Annotated in this window: 17 protein-coding genes; 11 read left to right on the top strand and 6 right to left on the bottom strand. The window is 61.9% G+C overall.

Annotated features, from left to right (window positions below):
* The first annotated feature begins 97 nt into the window (after positions 1-97).
* Positions 98-1,285 carry a 2-methylaconitate cis-trans isomerase PrpF gene (gene prpF, locus BPHYT_RS30140; RefSeq protein WP_012427919.1) on the top strand — a complete coding sequence of 396 codons (1,188 nt, stop codon included), beginning with the start codon at positions 98-100 and terminating at the stop codon, positions 1,283-1,285.
* Positions 1,286-1,541: 256 nt separating this feature from the next.
* Here prpF and BPHYT_RS30135 read toward each other — a convergent pair whose 3' ends face one another.
* Positions 1,542-2,375 (bottom strand): class I SAM-dependent methyltransferase, encoded by an 834-nt coding sequence (locus BPHYT_RS30135; RefSeq protein WP_012427917.1) that lies wholly within the window; start codon positions 2,373-2,375, stop codon positions 1,542-1,544.
* Positions 2,376-2,605: 230 nt separating this feature from the next.
* Here BPHYT_RS30135 and BPHYT_RS30130 point away from each other — a divergent pair, with 230 nt between their 5' ends.
* On the top strand, positions 2,606-3,655 hold the full coding sequence (locus BPHYT_RS30130) for an AraC family transcriptional regulator (RefSeq protein ID WP_012427916.1): 1,050 nt from the start codon (positions 2,606-2,608) through the stop codon (positions 3,653-3,655).
* Positions 3,656-3,686: 31 nt separating this feature from the next.
* On the opposite strand, the gene copM is transcribed toward BPHYT_RS30130, so the two are convergent.
* Together copM and BPHYT_RS30120 are read right to left on the bottom strand one after the other, a co-directional pair.
* The gene (copM, locus tag BPHYT_RS30125; RefSeq protein ID WP_012427915.1) at positions 3,687-4,100 is read right to left on the bottom strand and encodes a CopM family metallochaperone; all 414 of its coding nucleotides are present in this window, start codon (positions 4,098-4,100) and stop codon (positions 3,687-3,689) included.
* Positions 4,101-4,129: 29 nt separating this feature from the next.
* Positions 4,130-4,327, bottom strand: coding sequence for a heavy-metal-associated domain-containing protein (locus tag BPHYT_RS30120; RefSeq protein ID WP_012427914.1), 198 nt, complete (start codon positions 4,325-4,327; stop codon positions 4,130-4,132).
* Positions 4,328-4,478: 151 nt separating this feature from the next.
* On the opposite strand from BPHYT_RS30120, the gene BPHYT_RS30115 reads away from it, so the two are divergent.
* The 9 genes from BPHYT_RS30115 to BPHYT_RS30075 all read left to right on the top strand — a co-directional run bounded on the left by BPHYT_RS30115 (position 4,479) and on the right by BPHYT_RS30075 (position 12,955).
* The gene (locus tag BPHYT_RS30115) at positions 4,479-4,919 is read left to right on the top strand and encodes a hypothetical protein (protein ID WP_012427913.1); all 441 of its coding nucleotides are present in this window, start codon (positions 4,479-4,481) and stop codon (positions 4,917-4,919) included.
* Between the two features lie 97 nt (positions 4,920-5,016).
* Entirely contained in the window at positions 5,017-5,322 is a 306-nt protein-coding gene (locus tag BPHYT_RS30110) for a hypothetical protein (protein WP_012427912.1), read from the top strand.
* Positions 5,319-6,779, top strand: a complete 1,461-nt coding sequence (locus tag BPHYT_RS30105; RefSeq protein ID WP_012427911.1) for a TolC family protein — start codon at positions 5,319-5,321, stop codon at positions 6,777-6,779. Before BPHYT_RS30110 ends, BPHYT_RS30105 begins: the two co-directional genes overlap by 4 nt.
* Before the next feature lies 1 nt (position 6,780).
* Entirely contained in the window at positions 6,781-8,076 is a 1,296-nt protein-coding gene (locus BPHYT_RS30100; RefSeq protein ID WP_012427910.1) for a multicopper oxidase family protein, read from the top strand.
* Between the two features lie 54 nt (positions 8,077-8,130).
* Positions 8,131-8,466 (top strand): copper-binding protein, encoded by a 336-nt coding sequence (locus BPHYT_RS30095; RefSeq protein WP_012427909.1) that lies wholly within the window; start codon positions 8,131-8,133, stop codon positions 8,464-8,466.
* Between the two features lie 135 nt (positions 8,467-8,601).
* Positions 8,602-10,185: a tetratricopeptide repeat protein gene (locus BPHYT_RS30090; RefSeq protein WP_012427908.1), complete on the top strand. Its 1,584-nt coding sequence runs from the start codon at positions 8,602-8,604 to the stop codon at positions 10,183-10,185.
* A 124-nt stretch (positions 10,186-10,309) separates the two neighbouring features.
* Positions 10,310-11,269 (top strand): O-fucosyltransferase family protein, encoded by a 960-nt coding sequence (locus BPHYT_RS30085; RefSeq protein WP_012427907.1) that lies wholly within the window; start codon positions 10,310-10,312, stop codon positions 11,267-11,269.
* Positions 11,270-11,428: 159 nt separating this feature from the next.
* On the top strand, positions 11,429-11,743 hold the full coding sequence (locus tag BPHYT_RS30080) for an antibiotic biosynthesis monooxygenase family protein (RefSeq protein ID WP_012427906.1): 315 nt from the start codon (positions 11,429-11,431) through the stop codon (positions 11,741-11,743).
* A 204-nt stretch (positions 11,744-11,947) separates the two neighbouring features.
* On the top strand, positions 11,948-12,955 hold the full coding sequence (locus BPHYT_RS30075; protein ID WP_012427905.1) for a zinc-dependent alcohol dehydrogenase family protein: 1,008 nt from the start codon (positions 11,948-11,950) through the stop codon (positions 12,953-12,955).
* Between the two features lie 40 nt (positions 12,956-12,995).
* Here the strand turns inward: BPHYT_RS30075 and BPHYT_RS30070 are convergent, their stop codons facing one another.
* The 3 genes from BPHYT_RS30070 to BPHYT_RS30060 all read right to left on the bottom strand — a co-directional run bounded on the left by BPHYT_RS30070 (position 12,996) and on the right by BPHYT_RS30060 (position 15,461).
* Positions 12,996-13,619, bottom strand: coding sequence for an ABC transporter ATP-binding protein (locus BPHYT_RS30070; protein WP_012427904.1), 624 nt, complete (start codon positions 13,617-13,619; stop codon positions 12,996-12,998).
* A gap of 117 nt (positions 13,620-13,736) precedes the next feature.
* On the bottom strand, positions 13,737-14,585 hold the full coding sequence (locus BPHYT_RS30065) for a shikimate dehydrogenase family protein (RefSeq protein ID WP_012427903.1): 849 nt from the start codon (positions 14,583-14,585) through the stop codon (positions 13,737-13,739).
* A 183-nt stretch (positions 14,586-14,768) separates the two neighbouring features.
* Positions 14,769-15,461: a phosphatase PAP2 family protein gene (locus BPHYT_RS30060; protein ID WP_012427902.1), complete on the bottom strand. Its 693-nt coding sequence runs from the start codon at positions 15,459-15,461 to the stop codon at positions 14,769-14,771.
* Positions 15,462-16,069 lie beyond the last annotated feature (608 nt).

Genomic DNA, 16,069 nt, shown 5'->3' with positions numbered 1-16,069 from the left:
ACCTTGAGGCAGCTTGAAGCGGCGAACGTTTTAACGCGGCAACGGGTGGCATGGCACGCTTTGCCATATCACCCGTCCACATCAGGATACGATTTTCATGGCCCACCAACCCCAGATCAAGATTCCGGCCACCTACATGCGTGGCGGCACCAGCAAAGGCGTGTTCTTCCGCCTGCAGGATTTGCCCGAAGCGGCGCAGGTGCCCGGCGCCGCGCGCGACGCGCTGCTGATGCGCGTGATCGGCAGCCCCGATCCGTACGGCAAGCAGATCGACGGCATGGGCGGCGCGACGTCCAGCACCAGCAAGACGGTGATTATCGCCAAAAGCAGCCGCCCGGATCACGATGTGGACTATCTGTTCGGGCAGGTCTCGATCGATAAGGCGTTCATCGACTGGACCGGCAATTGCGGCAATCTCTCGGCCGCCGTGGGGCCGTTTGCGATCAGCGCGGGTCTCGTCGACCCGAGCCGGATTCCGCGCGACGGCGTGGCCGTTGTGCGCATCTGGCAGGCGAATATTGGCAAGACGATCATCGGACACGTGCCGATGACCGACGGTGCCGTGCAGGAAACCGGCGATTTCGAACTCGACGGCGTCACGTTTCCGGCGGCGGAAGTGCAGCTCGAATTCATGGATCCGGCTGCGGAAGAAGAAGGTGCGGGCGGCTCGATGTTCCCCACCGGCAACCTGGTGGACGATCTGGAAGTGCCTGGCGTCGGCACGCTGAAGGCGACCATGATCAACGCGGGCATTCCGACCATCTTCGTCGATGCCGAGTCGATCGGCTACAAGGGCACGGAGTTGCAGGACGCCATCAATAGCGACGACAAGGCGCTCGCGATGTTCGAGACGATCCGCGCGCATGGGGCGTTGCGCATGGGGCTCATCAAGAACCTCGACGAGATCGCAACGCGCCAGCATACGCCGAAGGTGGCGTTCGTCGCGAAGCCGGCCGCGTACGTGGCGTCGAGCGGCAAGCAGATCGGTGCGGGCGACGTCGATCTGCTGGTGCGCGCGATGTCGATGGGCAAGCTGCATCACGCGATGATGGGTACAGCCGCAGTGGCGATCGGCACGGCGGCGGCGATTGCCGGCACGCTGGTGAATCTCGCGGCGGGCGGCGGCGCGAAAGAATCGGTGCGCTTCGGTCATCCTTCCGGCACGTTGCGGGTCGGCGCCGAGGCGAGTGAAAGCGGCGGCGAGTGGACGGTGACCAAGGCCATCATGAGCCGCAGCGCGCGGGTGCTGATGGAAGGCTGGGTGCGGGTGCCGCAGGAGCGGTGAGCGAACGTCCGGCTTCGTCCGCAAGGGACGAAGCCGGGGAACGGGTTTTGATGCAACGGCGGGTTTTGATGCAACGGCGAAGCCTAGGACGTCAACCCGATGCTGGCGAGAACGAACCGAAGACCGAAGAAACAAACGGACGAAAACAGCGGCAGGCCGAAAGCTAGCGACATACACCGCAAGCCGACGGCGCTGGCCTGTGGCCATCGATCGAAAAAATAGACAGCCGCGCCGGCCAGTACGCGGCCGACCCCGTTCATTGCCGCACCATCACGATCTCGAGATACTCGCTGGGCAGCACGAGTGTCCCGTCGCCTGACCGGTTGCGGCTTTCCATCAGCGTCATCAGATCGCGCTGGAAGGCCGCTTGCCGTTCGCCGTCCATTGCGGCGAATGCCTTGTTGATCGGGCCGTAGTAAGTCCGGAACACCTCAAGCCAATGCGCCGGCGAGTGGTAACGGAACATGAATTCGCGGCTCGTCACGGCAACACTGCGCACACTGCCGTCAAACAACTCGTCGAGCCGCGCCCGGGTGCCCCACAGCGCCGGCGATTTGAGGCCTGGCGGCGGAGGCAGATACTTACCGATCGTCTTGAACACCTGGCCGATGAAGCTTTCGGGCGTCCAGTTCGCGAGGCCGATCTTGCCACCGGGTCTGCATACGCGCGCCAGTTCGCTTGCCGCTTTCTCCTGATTCGGCGTGAACATGACGCCGAAAGTCGACATGACGACATCGAACGAGGCGTCTGCGTAGGGTAGCGCTTCGGCGTCGGCTTCGCGGAACTGCACCGCTGTCAGACCTTCCGCTTGCGCGCGAGCCTTCCCTGCGTCGAGCAGCGAGGCCACATAGTCGGTCGAGGTGACGTCGCACCAGCGGCGCGCGGCGGCGAGCGTGCCGTTGCCGTTTCCCGCTGCGACATCGAGCACGCGGCTGCCGGCGCGCAGATCGAGTGCTTCGCACAGGTTTTCTCCGACGATCTGTAGCGTTGTGCCGACGACGGCGTAATTGCCCGTCTCCCACGCGGCGTGCTGGCGCGCTTTGACGTCAGCGAATTCGGAGGTTTGTGAAGAAGAATGGACTTCAGACATGGAGATGCTCCAGAGAAAAAAGTTGTGTAAGGCACGCTAGTGTTAGTACGCCAGGGTTTATGAATTCATGTGGTGCCTCCTTAATTTCGGTTAAGTATTCGATTCATTCAAGAATCCTTAGCATTGTTGTAAGGGATTCGCATGGATGCTAGTATCAGTGCGACTGTTGAATCGATGAATGACCAGGCGTCCAGATCTTTTGCGCAGGACGCCGAAGTTCCTGGACAACGATGGACGCTCTCTCCGACGTGCTCCGCCTGGTTCGCCTCGGTGGCGCGGTGTATTTAAATGGCGACTTCACCGCACCCTGGTGTTTGTACGGCCAGGCTGACGCAGGGTTGTGCGGTAGCTTTCTTCCTCCGGCCGAACGTATCGTCTCCTACCATCTGATCACCGAGGGGGGCTGCTGGGCTTCGCTCGCTGACGACCCCGAGTCCGCTATTTACGTGGCCGCCGGCGAACTGCTTGTCGTGCCGCAAGGCGAGGCGCATCTGCTTGGCAGTTCGCTCGACGTCACGCCCGGACCCACTGGCGAACTGCTTGAGAGTCAGTTGCGCAATGCACCGGGTCAGGTGATGGCGCTTTGCTACGGCGGTGGTGGCGACCGTACGCGTCTGGTGTGCGGCTTTCTCGCGTGCGACGACACCTTGAGCAACCCGGTGCTGTCCGCGCTGCCTCGCATCTTCAAGGTCGACATGCGCAACGATCCGCAGTCCGCGTGGCTCGAATCGTCGCTAAGGTTCGCGGCGGCAGAGGCCGCGGAATGGCGCGTGGGCAGCGCGATCGTTCTCGCGCGGCTATCGGAGCTGCTTTTCGTGGAGGCGGTGCGGCGTTGTATCGACGCGCTGCCGTCCGACCGGAAGGGCTGGCTCGCGGGTGTGGGCGATCGCTTCGTTGGTCGAGCGCTCGCGTTGATGCATGCGCAGCCTGCGCACGGGTGGACAGTCGACGAGCTGGCGCGCAAAGCCGGCTTGTCCCGCTCGGCGCTGGCGCAGCGATTTACGCAGTTGCTCGGTCAGCCGCCTATGCAGTATCTCGCGCATTGGCGTTTGCAGATTGCCGCGCAGGAGTTGCGTGGCGGCACGAAGTCGCTGGCGGCGGTGGCCGACCAGGTGGGATATGAGTCGGAGGCGGCGTTCAATCGGGCTTTCAAGCGCGAGTTCGGAATGCCGCCGGCAGGGTGGCGGAGGAGCCGCGGCGAGATGACGGGTATTGCCGCGGGCTCTGGCGGCGCGGCTGCCGCCGCCATAGATGGATCGTTCGACGATCGAGGTGGCTAGACCGCTGGCCGCGCGATCCAGCGCGCCGCCGTCACTTCACCCCATGCTTCGCCTGCCAGCTCTTCATGAACGCGATTTCGTCGTGCTGCGCCTTGATGATGTTTCTGGCCAGCCGCTTCAACTCCGGGTCCTTGCCGTACTTCAACTCGACCTGCGCCATTTCGATCGCCCCTTGATGATGCGGAATCATGTGCGCGACGAAGTCCTTGTCGGCGTTGCCCGTATAGTCGGCGCTCATGTCCTGCATCATTTTGTCGTCGGCGGCCTTGAAGGCTTGCGTCGCATCGCCGGCACCGGTATCCGCCGACTTCGACATGTCCATGCCGGGCATAGCGGCCGGTTGCTGGGCGTGGGCGGGCACGGTCGCGACAGCAAACGCAAAGCCGCTGAACAGGCAAAGGGCACGAAAGGCACGAAAGGTACGAAAGGCACGAAGTTTTTTCATAGTGAATGTCCGTTGGGAAGAGGTGTCCGTCAGGCTCTCAGCGACGGATGAAAACCCGCCGTCTCGATGGCCTCGATGAGTTGTCCGGCTGCCAGCGTCGACGTAACCCTGACGATTTTAACGGGGACATCGACTTCGAGCTTCGCCGCAGGGTCGACACTCGTGACCGCACGCGTGATGGCGTTGGCGCAACCGCCGCAGGACATATCCGGCACGTCGAATTCCATTTCCTACCTCCAATGAGAAGTCATGGCTCAAGCATGGACCTTCCCACGGCGGTAAGGTCAAGCAGGTTTTCGTCGGCGGCTGAAATCGTGTCGGCGCACTGCGAGCCACCATGCGCGGCATCGTTCCAGCCTTACGATTCTGCAAACCTGCATGCTAGACTTCGTACCCATGTCCTACTGGCGCAAACTCTTCATCGTCGTGCTGCTCGTGCTGAGCCTTCCGGTTCAGTCGTTCGCGGCCGTCTCCATGAAATGCGGGTCCTCGCATTCCGTAGGCGATGCGGCGCCCGCGCATGAGGAGGCTGCTCGTGCAATGGCCCATCATCACGACCATGCCGCGATGATGGCCGGGTCAGCCGGCAATGACGCGAGTGCCCACCTTCAGCATCACGACCCGGCAGGCGGCGAGCATCATGCGCACGCTTGCTCCGCTTGCGCATCCTGCTGTTTCGGCGGCGCGCTGCCGGTCACGCCGCTCGCGTCGCTCTCCGTCAACGCGGCTCATTTCGCTGTTCCCCTGCCTCCCGCTGTCCGCGTCGCGTCGTTTCTGACCGGCGGCGTCGAACGGCCTCCCCGCATCTCTCTCGTCTAGTTCTTTCGCAGCCTCGCGCTGCGTTGCTCCTGTTTCCATTCCGCCTCGATGGACGGCCGCGCGCCATCCGTCGTGGCCGCACATGACGAGATGATTCATGCGAACGTTCATTGCGGCGCTGCTCGGCGCGACGGCATGTCTGCCGGAGCTCGCGCACGCCACATCCAAACTTCCTGATCCGGCCGATCCGGCGGCGTCCGTGCCGGTGCTCGATACGCCGTCAGTAATGGCCGACTATCGGCCGTACCGTGATCAGCAAGCGCCGAGCTGGCCGGCGCTCAATCGCGCGGTGACGCGTCCAGCGGGCCGCGCGGGAGCGAGCCACGGCTCGCTGCATTCGAGCAGCTCCGATGACATCAAAGAAGACGCCCACGCTTCCCATCGCGAAGGGGCGGCGAAATGAGGCCGTACGTGTGTCCTGCCACCCGCGTTATGGCAATCGCCATCGCGGTGACTTTACTCGCCGGCTGCACGACGTTCTCGAAGGACGGCGGTTTCGGCACCGTGTCGAGCGCCGCATCCGAACGACTCGGTAAAGATGCCGTGCTGATCAAGACCGACGACGACCGGAGCGCCATCGCCAAACGCACGCAGGAACTCCTTTCCGCGCCGCTCGGCATGGACGACGCAGTCCAGATCGCGCTCCTGAACAATCGCGGTTTGCAGGCGTCGTACAGCGAGTTGGGCATTGCCGAAGCGGACCTCGTTCAGGCGGGCCGTTTGCCGAATCCCGGCTTTTCGTTTAGCCGCACGCATGGTGGGGATGACTTGAGCATCAGCCGCACGTTCACGCTCGGCATGTTGCGCGTATTGACGATGCCGTTGACGACGCGCATCGAAAGCCGTCGCTTCGCGCAGACCCGCTTGCTTGCCGCCAACACCATGCTCGAGGTCGCCGCCGATGCGCGGCGCGCCTACATCCGCGCAGTCGCTGCCAAGCAATCGGCCGCCTACGCGGAGCAGGTGAAAGACTCGGCCGAGGCCAGCGCCGAACTCGCTCGGCGCATGCAGCAGGCCGGCAACTTCAGCAAGCTCGATTACGCACGAGAGCAGGCCTTCTACGCGGATGCGATGGCGCAACTGGCAAGAGCGCGTCAACAGTCGGTGTCCGCGCAGGAAAAGCTCACTCGCGTGATGGGTCTCTGGGGTTCGCAAGCGCACTACGCGTTGCCCGAGCGTCTGCCGGATCTGCCTGCCACACGCCCAGAGCTGCACGATCTGGAAACCTTCGCGATGCAAAACAGGCTCGATATCCAGGCCGCGAAATTGCAAACGCAAAGCGTCGCCAGTTCACTGGGTTTGAGTCAGGCAACGCGTTTCATCAACGTGCTGGACGTCGGCTATCAGAACAATTTCACGACTTCCGACGGACGCGAGCAAGGCTATGAAATCAGCGTGGAGATTCCGCTTTTCGACTGGGGCAGCGCCAAAGTGGCGCGCGCTGAAGCGATCTATATGCAGTCGGCGAATCGCTTCGCCGGGACCGCGATCAACGCGCGCTCCGAAGTGCGTGAAGCGTATTCGACCTACGTCTCCGGCTACGACCTCGCGAAGCACTATCGCGACGAAGTCGTGCCGCTGCGCAAAACCATCTCCGATGAACTGCTGCTTCGCTATAACGGCATGCTCGCAAGCGTGTTCGAACTGCTCGCGGATTCACGCGACCAGATCGGCGCGGTGAATAGCGCCATCGACGCGCTGAAGGACTACTGGCTCGCACAGACCGATTTGCAACAGGCGCTCGGCGGCCGTCTGCCTGCTGGCGCCGACGCGGCGCCGCTCGCATCCGCGACGACGCAAGCGGTGTCTTCCACTGAATCCAAAGAATCCGAAGAATCCAAAGAATCCGAAGGTCAATGACATGGTGTCACGTCGACATTTTATGGGCGGCTCGGGCGCCGCTTTGCTGGGAGCCGCACTGGTGAGCAAGGCCGGCGCCGCGTCGCTGCCCGAAGCACCCACGATGACCACGGCCTCGATGCAGCCGCCGCGCGCGCCGTCGAACGGCCGGCCGTACACGCCGGTCGCCACACTCAACGGATGGTCGTTGCCGTGGCGCATGAAGAACGGGTGGAAGGAATTTCATCTGATCGCCGAACCGGTGGTGCGCGAACTCGCGCCGGGCATGCGCGCGAATCTGTGGGGCTACAACGGCCAGGCGCCGGGGCCGACCATCGAGGCCGTTGAAGGCGACAAGGTGCGCATCTTCGTGACCAACCGGTTGCCGGAGCACACCACGGTCCACTGGCACGGCATGCTGCTGCCGTGCGGCATGGACGGCGTAGGCGGTCTCACGCAGCCGCACATTCCGCCGGGCAAGACCTTCGTCTACGAATTCCAGCTCGAAAAGCACGGCACCTTCATGTATCACCCGCACGCCGACGAGATGGTGCAGATGGCGATGGGCATGATGGGCACGTTCATCGTCCATCCGAAAGATCCGGGCGTAATGCAGGTGGACCGCGACTTCGTGTTCATCATGTCCGCGTACGACATCGACCCGGGCAGCTTCACGCCGCGTGTCAACGAGATGACCGACTTCAACATGTGGACGTGGAATGCGCGCGTGTTTCCGGGCATCGATTCATTGCCGGCGCGCGCGGGCGATCGCGTGCGGATCCGCGTCGGCAATCTGACCATGACCAATCATCCGATTCATCTGCACGGCTACCACTTCGAAGTGGTGGGCACGGACGGCGGCTGGATTCCGCCGTCTGCGCGCTGGCCCGAGGTGACCGCCGATATCGCGGTCGGGCAGATGCGCGCCATCGAGTTCACCGCGAATCGTCCCGGCGATTGGGCATTCCATTGCCACAAGTCTCATCACACGATGAACGCGATGGGGCATCAGGTCCCGAACATGATCGGCGTGCCGCAAAAAGACCTCGCCAAACGCATCAACCAGCTGGTGCCCGACTACATGGCGATGGGCAGCACGGGCGGTTCGATGGGCGCGATGGAGATGCCGCTGCCCGACAACACGCTGCCGATGATGACCGGCACCGGCCCATTCGGCGCGCTCGAAATGGGAGGCATGTTTTCGGTGGTCAAAGTGCGCGAAGGGTTGGGTCGCAACGACTACCGCGACCCGGGCTGGTTCAGGCATCCGAAGGGAACGGTGGCTTATGAATATACCGGCGAGTTGCCGGATGGTTGACGTCGGCGGTCGCGGGTTGGCCGTGTAGATCGTATTTAACGTGGAGCGTGTGAGATGAAGAATGGATTAATTTCAATGGCGATGGGTTGCATGGTGATGATTTCCGCATCGGCGTACGCGGCGGGCGAGGCGAGTGAAGTGCAGGCCAATGCGAGCGTCGATGCACAAGCGGCGATGTCGCATGGCGAAGTCAAAAAAGTGGATGTGGCTGCCGGCAAGCTGACCATTAAACATGGTCAGCTGGACAACCTCGGCATGGATGCCATGACGATGGTGTTCAAGGTCAAGGACCCGGCGATGCTCTCGCAGGTCAAGCCCGGCGACACGATCGGCTTCATTGCCGACGAGGTGGCCGGAGTGTTGACGGTGGTCAAGCTGGAGAAACGCTAGCGCGCCTGGCGAGAGGGGCGATTCGGAGCGGTCCTACAGACTGGCCGATGAGCGGCAAGGATAATCCGCGCACACCGTTCGCGGGCAGGCAGCATCGCCCGCGACATGTCACCGCGTCCTCTCATTGCGCCGACTATGCCGACCGATTCTGCTTTGCCATTCGAAAAAACCCTTAACGCCTGGTTCAATCAAGCCGAGGAGGCGCGTCTCGCAGGCGAGTTCGACACAGCCCGAACGCTGCTCGACCGGATCATCGGGCAAGACCCCGCACATGCGGACGCGTTGTACACGTATGGGCTCGTTGCGCTTGCATCGAATCAACTCGAGTCGGCCCAAAGCTGGGTGGAACGCGCGCTCGAAGTGCGTTCGGATCCGGCGTATTACGGCACGTTGTGTATTGTCCAGATCAAACTGCGTGACTATGCACGCGCTTTGCAAACGGCCGAGTGCGGGCTCGCGCTCGAACCGGCGTCGCTGCCGCTTAACTTCTTCATGGCCGTCATCCTGCAAGTGCAGGGACGTTCCGACGATGCCGCCGTCGCCTACCATCGCTTGCTCGAACTCCGGCCGGACCATCCGCAAGCGCTTGTTAATCTGGGCGTGGTCGTGAAGGACCTCGGCTCGCTGAGTGAGGCCGAGCGGCATCTCAGGCAAGCCATCGCGCTCGCGCCGTCTTACCTCGGCGCGCGCGCAAGCCTCAGTCAGGTCCTGTTGGCCGCCGGCCGTTATGAAGAAGCCTGGCCGTATTTCGAAGACCGTTGGGCCAATTTCGTGGATGCCGACGGGCGGCCCGCATCGGTGCGCCCGACACTGCCGCTGCCTCAATGGAAAGGCGAGCGCCTCGACATCGCGAGCGCCAGCCAGGGAATGCCCGAATACGGCGCGCGTCTGCTTGTCATTCCAGAGCAGGGTCATGGCGACAGCCTGCAGTTCGTGCGCTATCTGCCGATGGCGCTCGAACGTTTTGCGCGCGTCGGCTATATATGCCCGCCATCGCTGCGGCGCTTGTACGAAGAGTCTTTCGCGCATTTGCCGGGCCTCATGATGCTCGACGACGGCCTATCCGACCTGAGCGACTGGGACTGGCATTGCCCTTTGATGTCACTGCCAATGGCGTTCGGCACGCGGCTCGACAACATTCCCGCCGCCACGTACCTGCATGCGGATGCCGCCCGCTCGGCCTCATGGCGCGCGCGGCTTGCCATGTTGCCCGATGCCGGCTTGCCGCGTGTCGGTCTGGTGTGGGCCGGTGGCCATTCAGGTCTGACCGAAGACCGGGCGCGTAGTTTGAATCCCGCGCAAGTCGCGCCATTGCTCGCGTTACCCAATGTGCGCTGGATCAGCCTGCAAAAGACGGATGACCCCGCGAAGCGCGCCGATGCCGTAACACACGCGCCTTTGACGGACTGGATGGACGACGCGACGGACTTCGCTGATACCGCCGCGCTGATCGACAACCTCGATCTCGTGATCTCCGTCGACACGTCGGTTGCACATCTGGCCGCGGCAATGGGCAAGCCGGTGTGGCTGCTCAACCGCTTCGCCGGGTGCTGGCGCTGGTTGCGCGATCGCGACGACAGCCCATGGTATCCCAGCGTGCGGCTCTTCACGCAGTTGCAACGCGGCGACTGGGACGGCGTGCTCGAGCGAGTCGCCGAGGCTTTGCTCCACGCGACCGGTGCAACCTATAGGAAGTCTTACCGATCCTTTGTGCGTTAGCTCACGAAGACAAGAGGATCTTACTCGCCCCGCGCTTTTTCGATGTTATGCTCGGTCGTCGTGAACTTCTTCATGCATAGACGCGTGCGAATTAAAAATACCTAGATTCCATTAGGAGCCGGGCATGCTGAGAAAAGTAGTCGATCGGGCAAAACAGATCCGACGCAGTGAGGGGTTCAAGCATTCCGTTGCCACGCCACGTCGCATCTCGCTTCATGCCACACAGCGATTGAACAGGGGAATCTTTGCCATTGAAATTCAGGAGAACTCGGGTTTCTTCTCCGTGATGCAAATGGTCCTGTTTATTCTGATGTATTGCGACGAGAAGTGTCTGACGCCGTCCATCAGCGCGCGCGGCGGGCTCTACGGAGACGCCGCGGGAACGATCGACTGGTTCTCGTCCTTCTTCGAGCACGTGAATGGCAAGGCCACGGCACCGCTCACACACAAGGTGAGAAAGTCGACGGTTCGCGACCTGGTCCAGCTAGGGTTTCGTCAACGCTACGAGGCGCAGCTTCAACTCAAGAGCGCCAGCAAACTATTCTTTGCACATTACCGGCCAGCCGGCCATATCGTCGATGAAGTCGATACGATTTGTGGCAAGCTCGAGATCGGCTCGTCCACGCTCGGTGCGCATTTTAGAGGCACAGACAAATCGCTGGAAGCCATCCCGGTTTCATGGGGCGATTTCTGCCGCCACATAGAAACGACACTTGCGGAAAACCCGCACCTGAGCAACGTTTTCGTTTCGAGCGACGAACAGGCATTTCTCGATTTCTTCGTCGCGTGGCCGTTTTCCAGGCCGGTCAACGTGGCGCCCGCGAAACTGCTCGCGTACGGCAATACGCCCATCCATTTCAGCGGTTATCCGGGGCTCGAAATCGGCCGTGAAGCGCTGGTCTCCAGTCTGCTGTTGTCCCGTTGCGGCTATCTGGTAAAGACGCCGTCGTACCTGTCGGCATGGTCGAGAATATTCAATCCGTCGCTGCCCGTGAAACTCGTGTCGCCGCCGCGGCCGGACGCATTCTGGTTTCCCGACAGCCGGCTATGGCTCGAACAGGTGGCGCAGGACAAAGCGGCTTGAACGCAAGCGCGTTCGTGTCGCTTGTGTGTATCGCGGTCGTGGCATCGGCAGGAAGAATGACACGCATATAATGAAAGGCCGCCTGACCGGTTGGCCGGAACAAGTCGTTCGAGTCCGGTAATCCGCCAGATACATCGTGACTGCAAAGAGGCCTTCAGCATGTACATTGCCATGAACCGTTTCAAAGTGACGCCCGGATCCGAAGCTGCTTTCGAACATCTGTGGACCACGCGCGATACGCATCTGAAAGAGGTGCCGGGTTTCGTGGAATTTCATCTGCTGAAGGGTCCGCAGAAGGACGATCACGTTCTCTATTCGAGCCATACGATCTGGAAGGACTACGCGTCCTTCGAGGCGTGGACGAAGTCCGACGCCTTTCGGGCCGCGCATCGCAACGCAGGCGGTGACAATCGCGTGCTCTATCTCGGGCATCCGGAATTCGAAGGCTTCGAAGTCATTCAGACCGTCAAGTGAAGGCATGACCCTCGCGACCCCTCCGCGTCGTTCCCGGGCGTCGCGAAGGGACTTCCCCAAGTGGCAATGCGCTTTCAGCGAGCATTTCGCCCGCGTCGGCCCCTGCGCGCCACGACAACGCGCTGAGCAGGCTTGCGGTATTCTTTTGCGAGCATTTCGCCGCGACGCGTCACGCGCCGGCGCAACTCACAAAGGAACGAAAAAATGAAAGCCGTCAAAATCGGTTCGCCCGCCACCGTCGCCAATCTCCAGGTCGTCGACATCGCCGATCCCGGTCAGCCCGCGGCGGGCCAGATTCGCGTGCGCATTCACGCGAACTCCTTGAACTTTCACGACTATGGCGTGGTGAGCGGCAATCTGCCTGCCGAACCCGGGCGGATTCCGATGGCGGACGGCGCGGGTGTCGTGGAGGCGGTCGGCGCGGGCGTGTCGGAATTCAAAGCGGGCGATCACGTAGTGTCGTGCTTCTTTCCGTTCTGGGAAAACGGGCCGCCTGCCATCGCCGATTTCACGACCACACCCGGCGACGGTATCGACGGGTACGCGCGCGAAGCGGTCGTGCTGCCGAGCCACTATTTCACGCATGCACCGCGCGGCTATAGCCATGCCGAGTCCGCAACGTTGACTACAGCGGGGCTGACCGCATGGCGCGCGCTCGTCGTGGACGGCCAGTTGAAGGCCGGCAACACGGTGCTCGTGCTCGGCACCGGCGGCGTGTCTATTTTCGCCTTGCAGATTGCTAAAGCGATGGGTGCTTCGGTGATCGCGACGTCGTCATCGGACGCAAAACTCGCCAGGCTTCGCGAACTCGGAGCCGACCATACGATCAACTATCGCGAGAATCCGGAATGGGGCAAGCAGGTCCGCTCGCTGACCGGCGGGCGCGGTGTCGATCATGTGATCGAAGTGGGCGGCCCGGGGACTTTGCCGCAGTCGATCACCGCGTGTCGGATCGGCGGTCATATCGCACTGATCGGCGTGTTGACCGGGCGGGCAGGGCCGGTGCCGACCGCGGCGCTGATGGCGAGGCAGCAGCGCTTGCAAGGCTTGATCGTCGGTAGCCGTCAGGATCAGCGTGAGATGATTCGTGCACTCGAAGTGACCGGCATCAAGCCGGTGATCGACAGCACGTTCGAACTGGCGAAACTCGCCGACGCGTTCGCGCACGAGGAATCCGGCGCTCACTTCGGGAAGATTTGCGTGGCGGTTTAAGGGCGGCTCGCGCGCGCGAATGAACGCCGGCTTGCCGGTTTCACTCGCGCTTTTCCAAGTCGGCGAAGTCGACGCTGCGCGCTTCGCACGCATTCGTAAAGACCTCGTCGTAGCTCGAGAAAAACACCGTGCGTGTTTGCGCCAGTGTCTTGAACAGATCGACCAGCACGGCGCGTGCGGCGGCGTCGAGGCCGCCGACGGGTTCATCCGCGATCAGCACCTGAGTGTCGCCGAGCACGGCCGACGTCAGAAAAAACTTCTTGCGCGTACCGAACGACATCTGCTCGAAACGTTTGTCGAGATGCGGCGTGAGGCCGAAGCGGTCCGCGAGCGCCAGCGTATCGGTGGTGACCACGGTGTTTCTCGCCGATGCCACCGTGTTCAGATACTCGCGACCGGTCTGGTCCGAATAAGGCATGCAGTCTTCGGGGACGTACGTGAGCACGGATTGCGCGGCCAGTGGCGCGCTGCGCAGCGAATGGCCGCCAAGCCACACCTCGCCGGTATCGGGTTCGATCGTGCCCGCGAGGATGCCGAGCAACGTCGACTTGCCGCTGCTGGATTCGTCGTTCAGCGCGACGCATCCTGATGCCGTGTCGTACTGCAGTGCCTGAAAGATGAGGCGTTCGCCGTAGCGCTTGCTGAGGTTTTCGAATCGAAGCATGGTTGGAGCGTGAGTCGGGAGAAGACGCCGCGTCGAATTGCGGGGCACGTGTCTTCTACAGGTTGGCGTCGCGCAAGTGTAGCAGCGCGAGCCGTGGACGCTCTCGCGTCCCACTCTTCAGTTAAAACGCTCGGCATCCAGCAGGAAAGCCACCATCCGGTCGCACACGCGGCCGAACATTTGCGTGCCCGTCACCGTCGGGCATCCGCGCGCGCGGGCGGCTTCGATCAACGGCGTGAGCGGCGGCTTCGTCACCACATCGCCGACGAACGTCGTGGCCGGCAAACGCGATACGTCGAGAGGCAGTGGGTCGTCCGCACGCATGCCGAGCGGTGATGCATTGATCACGACATCGTAAGTACTGGCGTCCACGGAAGCAGCCGCGCTGCGCACTTCACCTTGTCGCAGCGCATTCAACCGGCCGATCAGCGACGCCGTGCGTTCAGCATCGTTATCGCGCACGTCGAGCGACGCCACGCCGCCTTGCACTAGCGCATGGCCGATCGCGCAACCCGCGCCGCCCGCGCCGACCAGCAGCGCATGCTTGCCACGCAGATCGCAGCCTGCATCGACGAGCGCCGCGACGAAACCGGTGCCGTCGAACATGCCACCGTGCCAGTTGCCGTCCGCCGTGCGACGCAAGGTGTTGACCGCGCCGAGAAAGCTCGCCTGCTCGGTGAGCGAGCCGCAATACTTGATGGCGCTGAACTTGTGGGGCACGGTAATGATCACGCCGTCGACATTGCGCATGGGCGTCACGCCTGCAAAAAACGCGGGCAAATCGGCGGGCGCCACGTGCGCGGGGACCACCAGCGCATCGCGTCCGGCTGCGCGCAAAGCCGCGGTCACGCCGGACGGCGAGCGGACCTGCGCAATGGGATCGCCGACGATGAAAACCACCCGCGTGGCGCCGCTGAGGCCTTCATCCAGCGAGGTGGAAAAAGAAGAGGCGTCGGATTGCGTCATGTCGAGTGTCTCCAATGTTGCCCGGCTTTCATCTTGCGCGATGCCCGGCAATCTTGCTTGAATGTGCGCGGCGCCGAAGTATCTGTGCGAAATGACACCGCCCACGGCGAGCAATCCCGCTTCGACAAAATCACTCGCTCAAGCTGCGTCACCACTGACACGCTTTGCAGCGCCACGCGTGGTTCATAAATTTTTGAACACACTGCTCGCCAGCGTGCGCAGTTCGTCGAACTGCGTAACGAGTTCGAGGCACAGAAGAAAGGCCAGCATCCCTGATGGCCCCGGGTAGCGATCGATCCATCGCAGCGCCGGCCTCGCGTAACGCACGCGGATGGCCTCTCGAGTCATGACGTAGGTAATTCCGATTCCCACGGCGGCGCCCACCAGCAAATCGGTTGGGTAGTGAAAGCCGAGATAGGCGCGCGGCACGCAAATGACCAGCACGGTATAGAGAATCGCCAGCACGCCGATGCTACGCCACACGAGGAAGATGCCGGTGGCGACCGCCATCCATAGCATTGCGTGATCGCTTGGGAAGGAGCTCCAATTTGTCAGCAGTGCGTCCTTGATATTGTTACCCGCAAAGCGCAGATGCAGTTCGGCGCTATAGATGGGACGCACCCTGAACGGCAACCAGTGAGTCAGCAGTCTTCCGACGAAGAGCGCCACGAGGCCACTGAGAAGCGTCGCGAGAACCATTTCTCGCCGCCATTCGCTGCGCTCATCCTGCTGAAACCACATCCACCAAAGCACGGGAATGAGTACGAGGCCTTTGAACGTGTAGAGGTCGGTGATACGTTCAATGGATCGGGTCGCGAAATAGCCGAGATGTACATTTGACAGGTATGTTTCGATAGCTAGATCGAAGCTGTTCATTATTTTGAAATGAAGTTGAGCTAGTCGCCGGAGGTTAGCATAGCCGACTGCATGCGCTGCATTTTTTGGTGCTTACTTTGTTGGGTGAGCCACTCGCACTTCAGCCGGGAATCCTCCGACGATCCTGTCACGAGCGAATGCCGTGCGAAATCGCTGGTTAGGGCGGTTATGCAGCGGTAGCAAATCTTGCAATGGTGTCTAACCGATCTTGCAGCAGCGCCAATCTACGACGCTGATCGCGCATCGCTGGCAGAAGCTTGAGCACCTCAAGTCGGGCGAACCAGTAGGAAACGGGAAGGGGGCCTTTCGCGATGTAAGGGAACACCTGTTCGAGGTGTAAAAGTTCTCCTTCGATGTATCGATGGTTCATAGTTATGCGCCCCCGCGCTGCGTCAGTGGAAGGACCGGTGCAATCCGGTCGCAAAGAAAAGCAGCTCCAGCAAACGTCGTGCCCGGCTGCGAGTTGGTTCGGTGTTCATATCGGCGGCAAATCCAGACGGCGAGGCTCACTACGGCCGGATCGCTGGTCCACGGTGGATTACCAGTGGAATAAAACGTGCTTATAGTTGGGGCGCGCGTTGTGTCGCGAGGGAAACTCCAGATGGATT

The organism is Paraburkholderia phytofirmans PsJN (assembly GCF_000020125.1).
GTDB classification, from domain to species: Bacteria; Pseudomonadota; Gammaproteobacteria; order Burkholderiales; family Burkholderiaceae; genus Paraburkholderia; species Paraburkholderia phytofirmans.
Note: the sequence above shows the minus strand (reverse complement) of the source record. Positions and strands in the feature narration are given on the sequence as shown.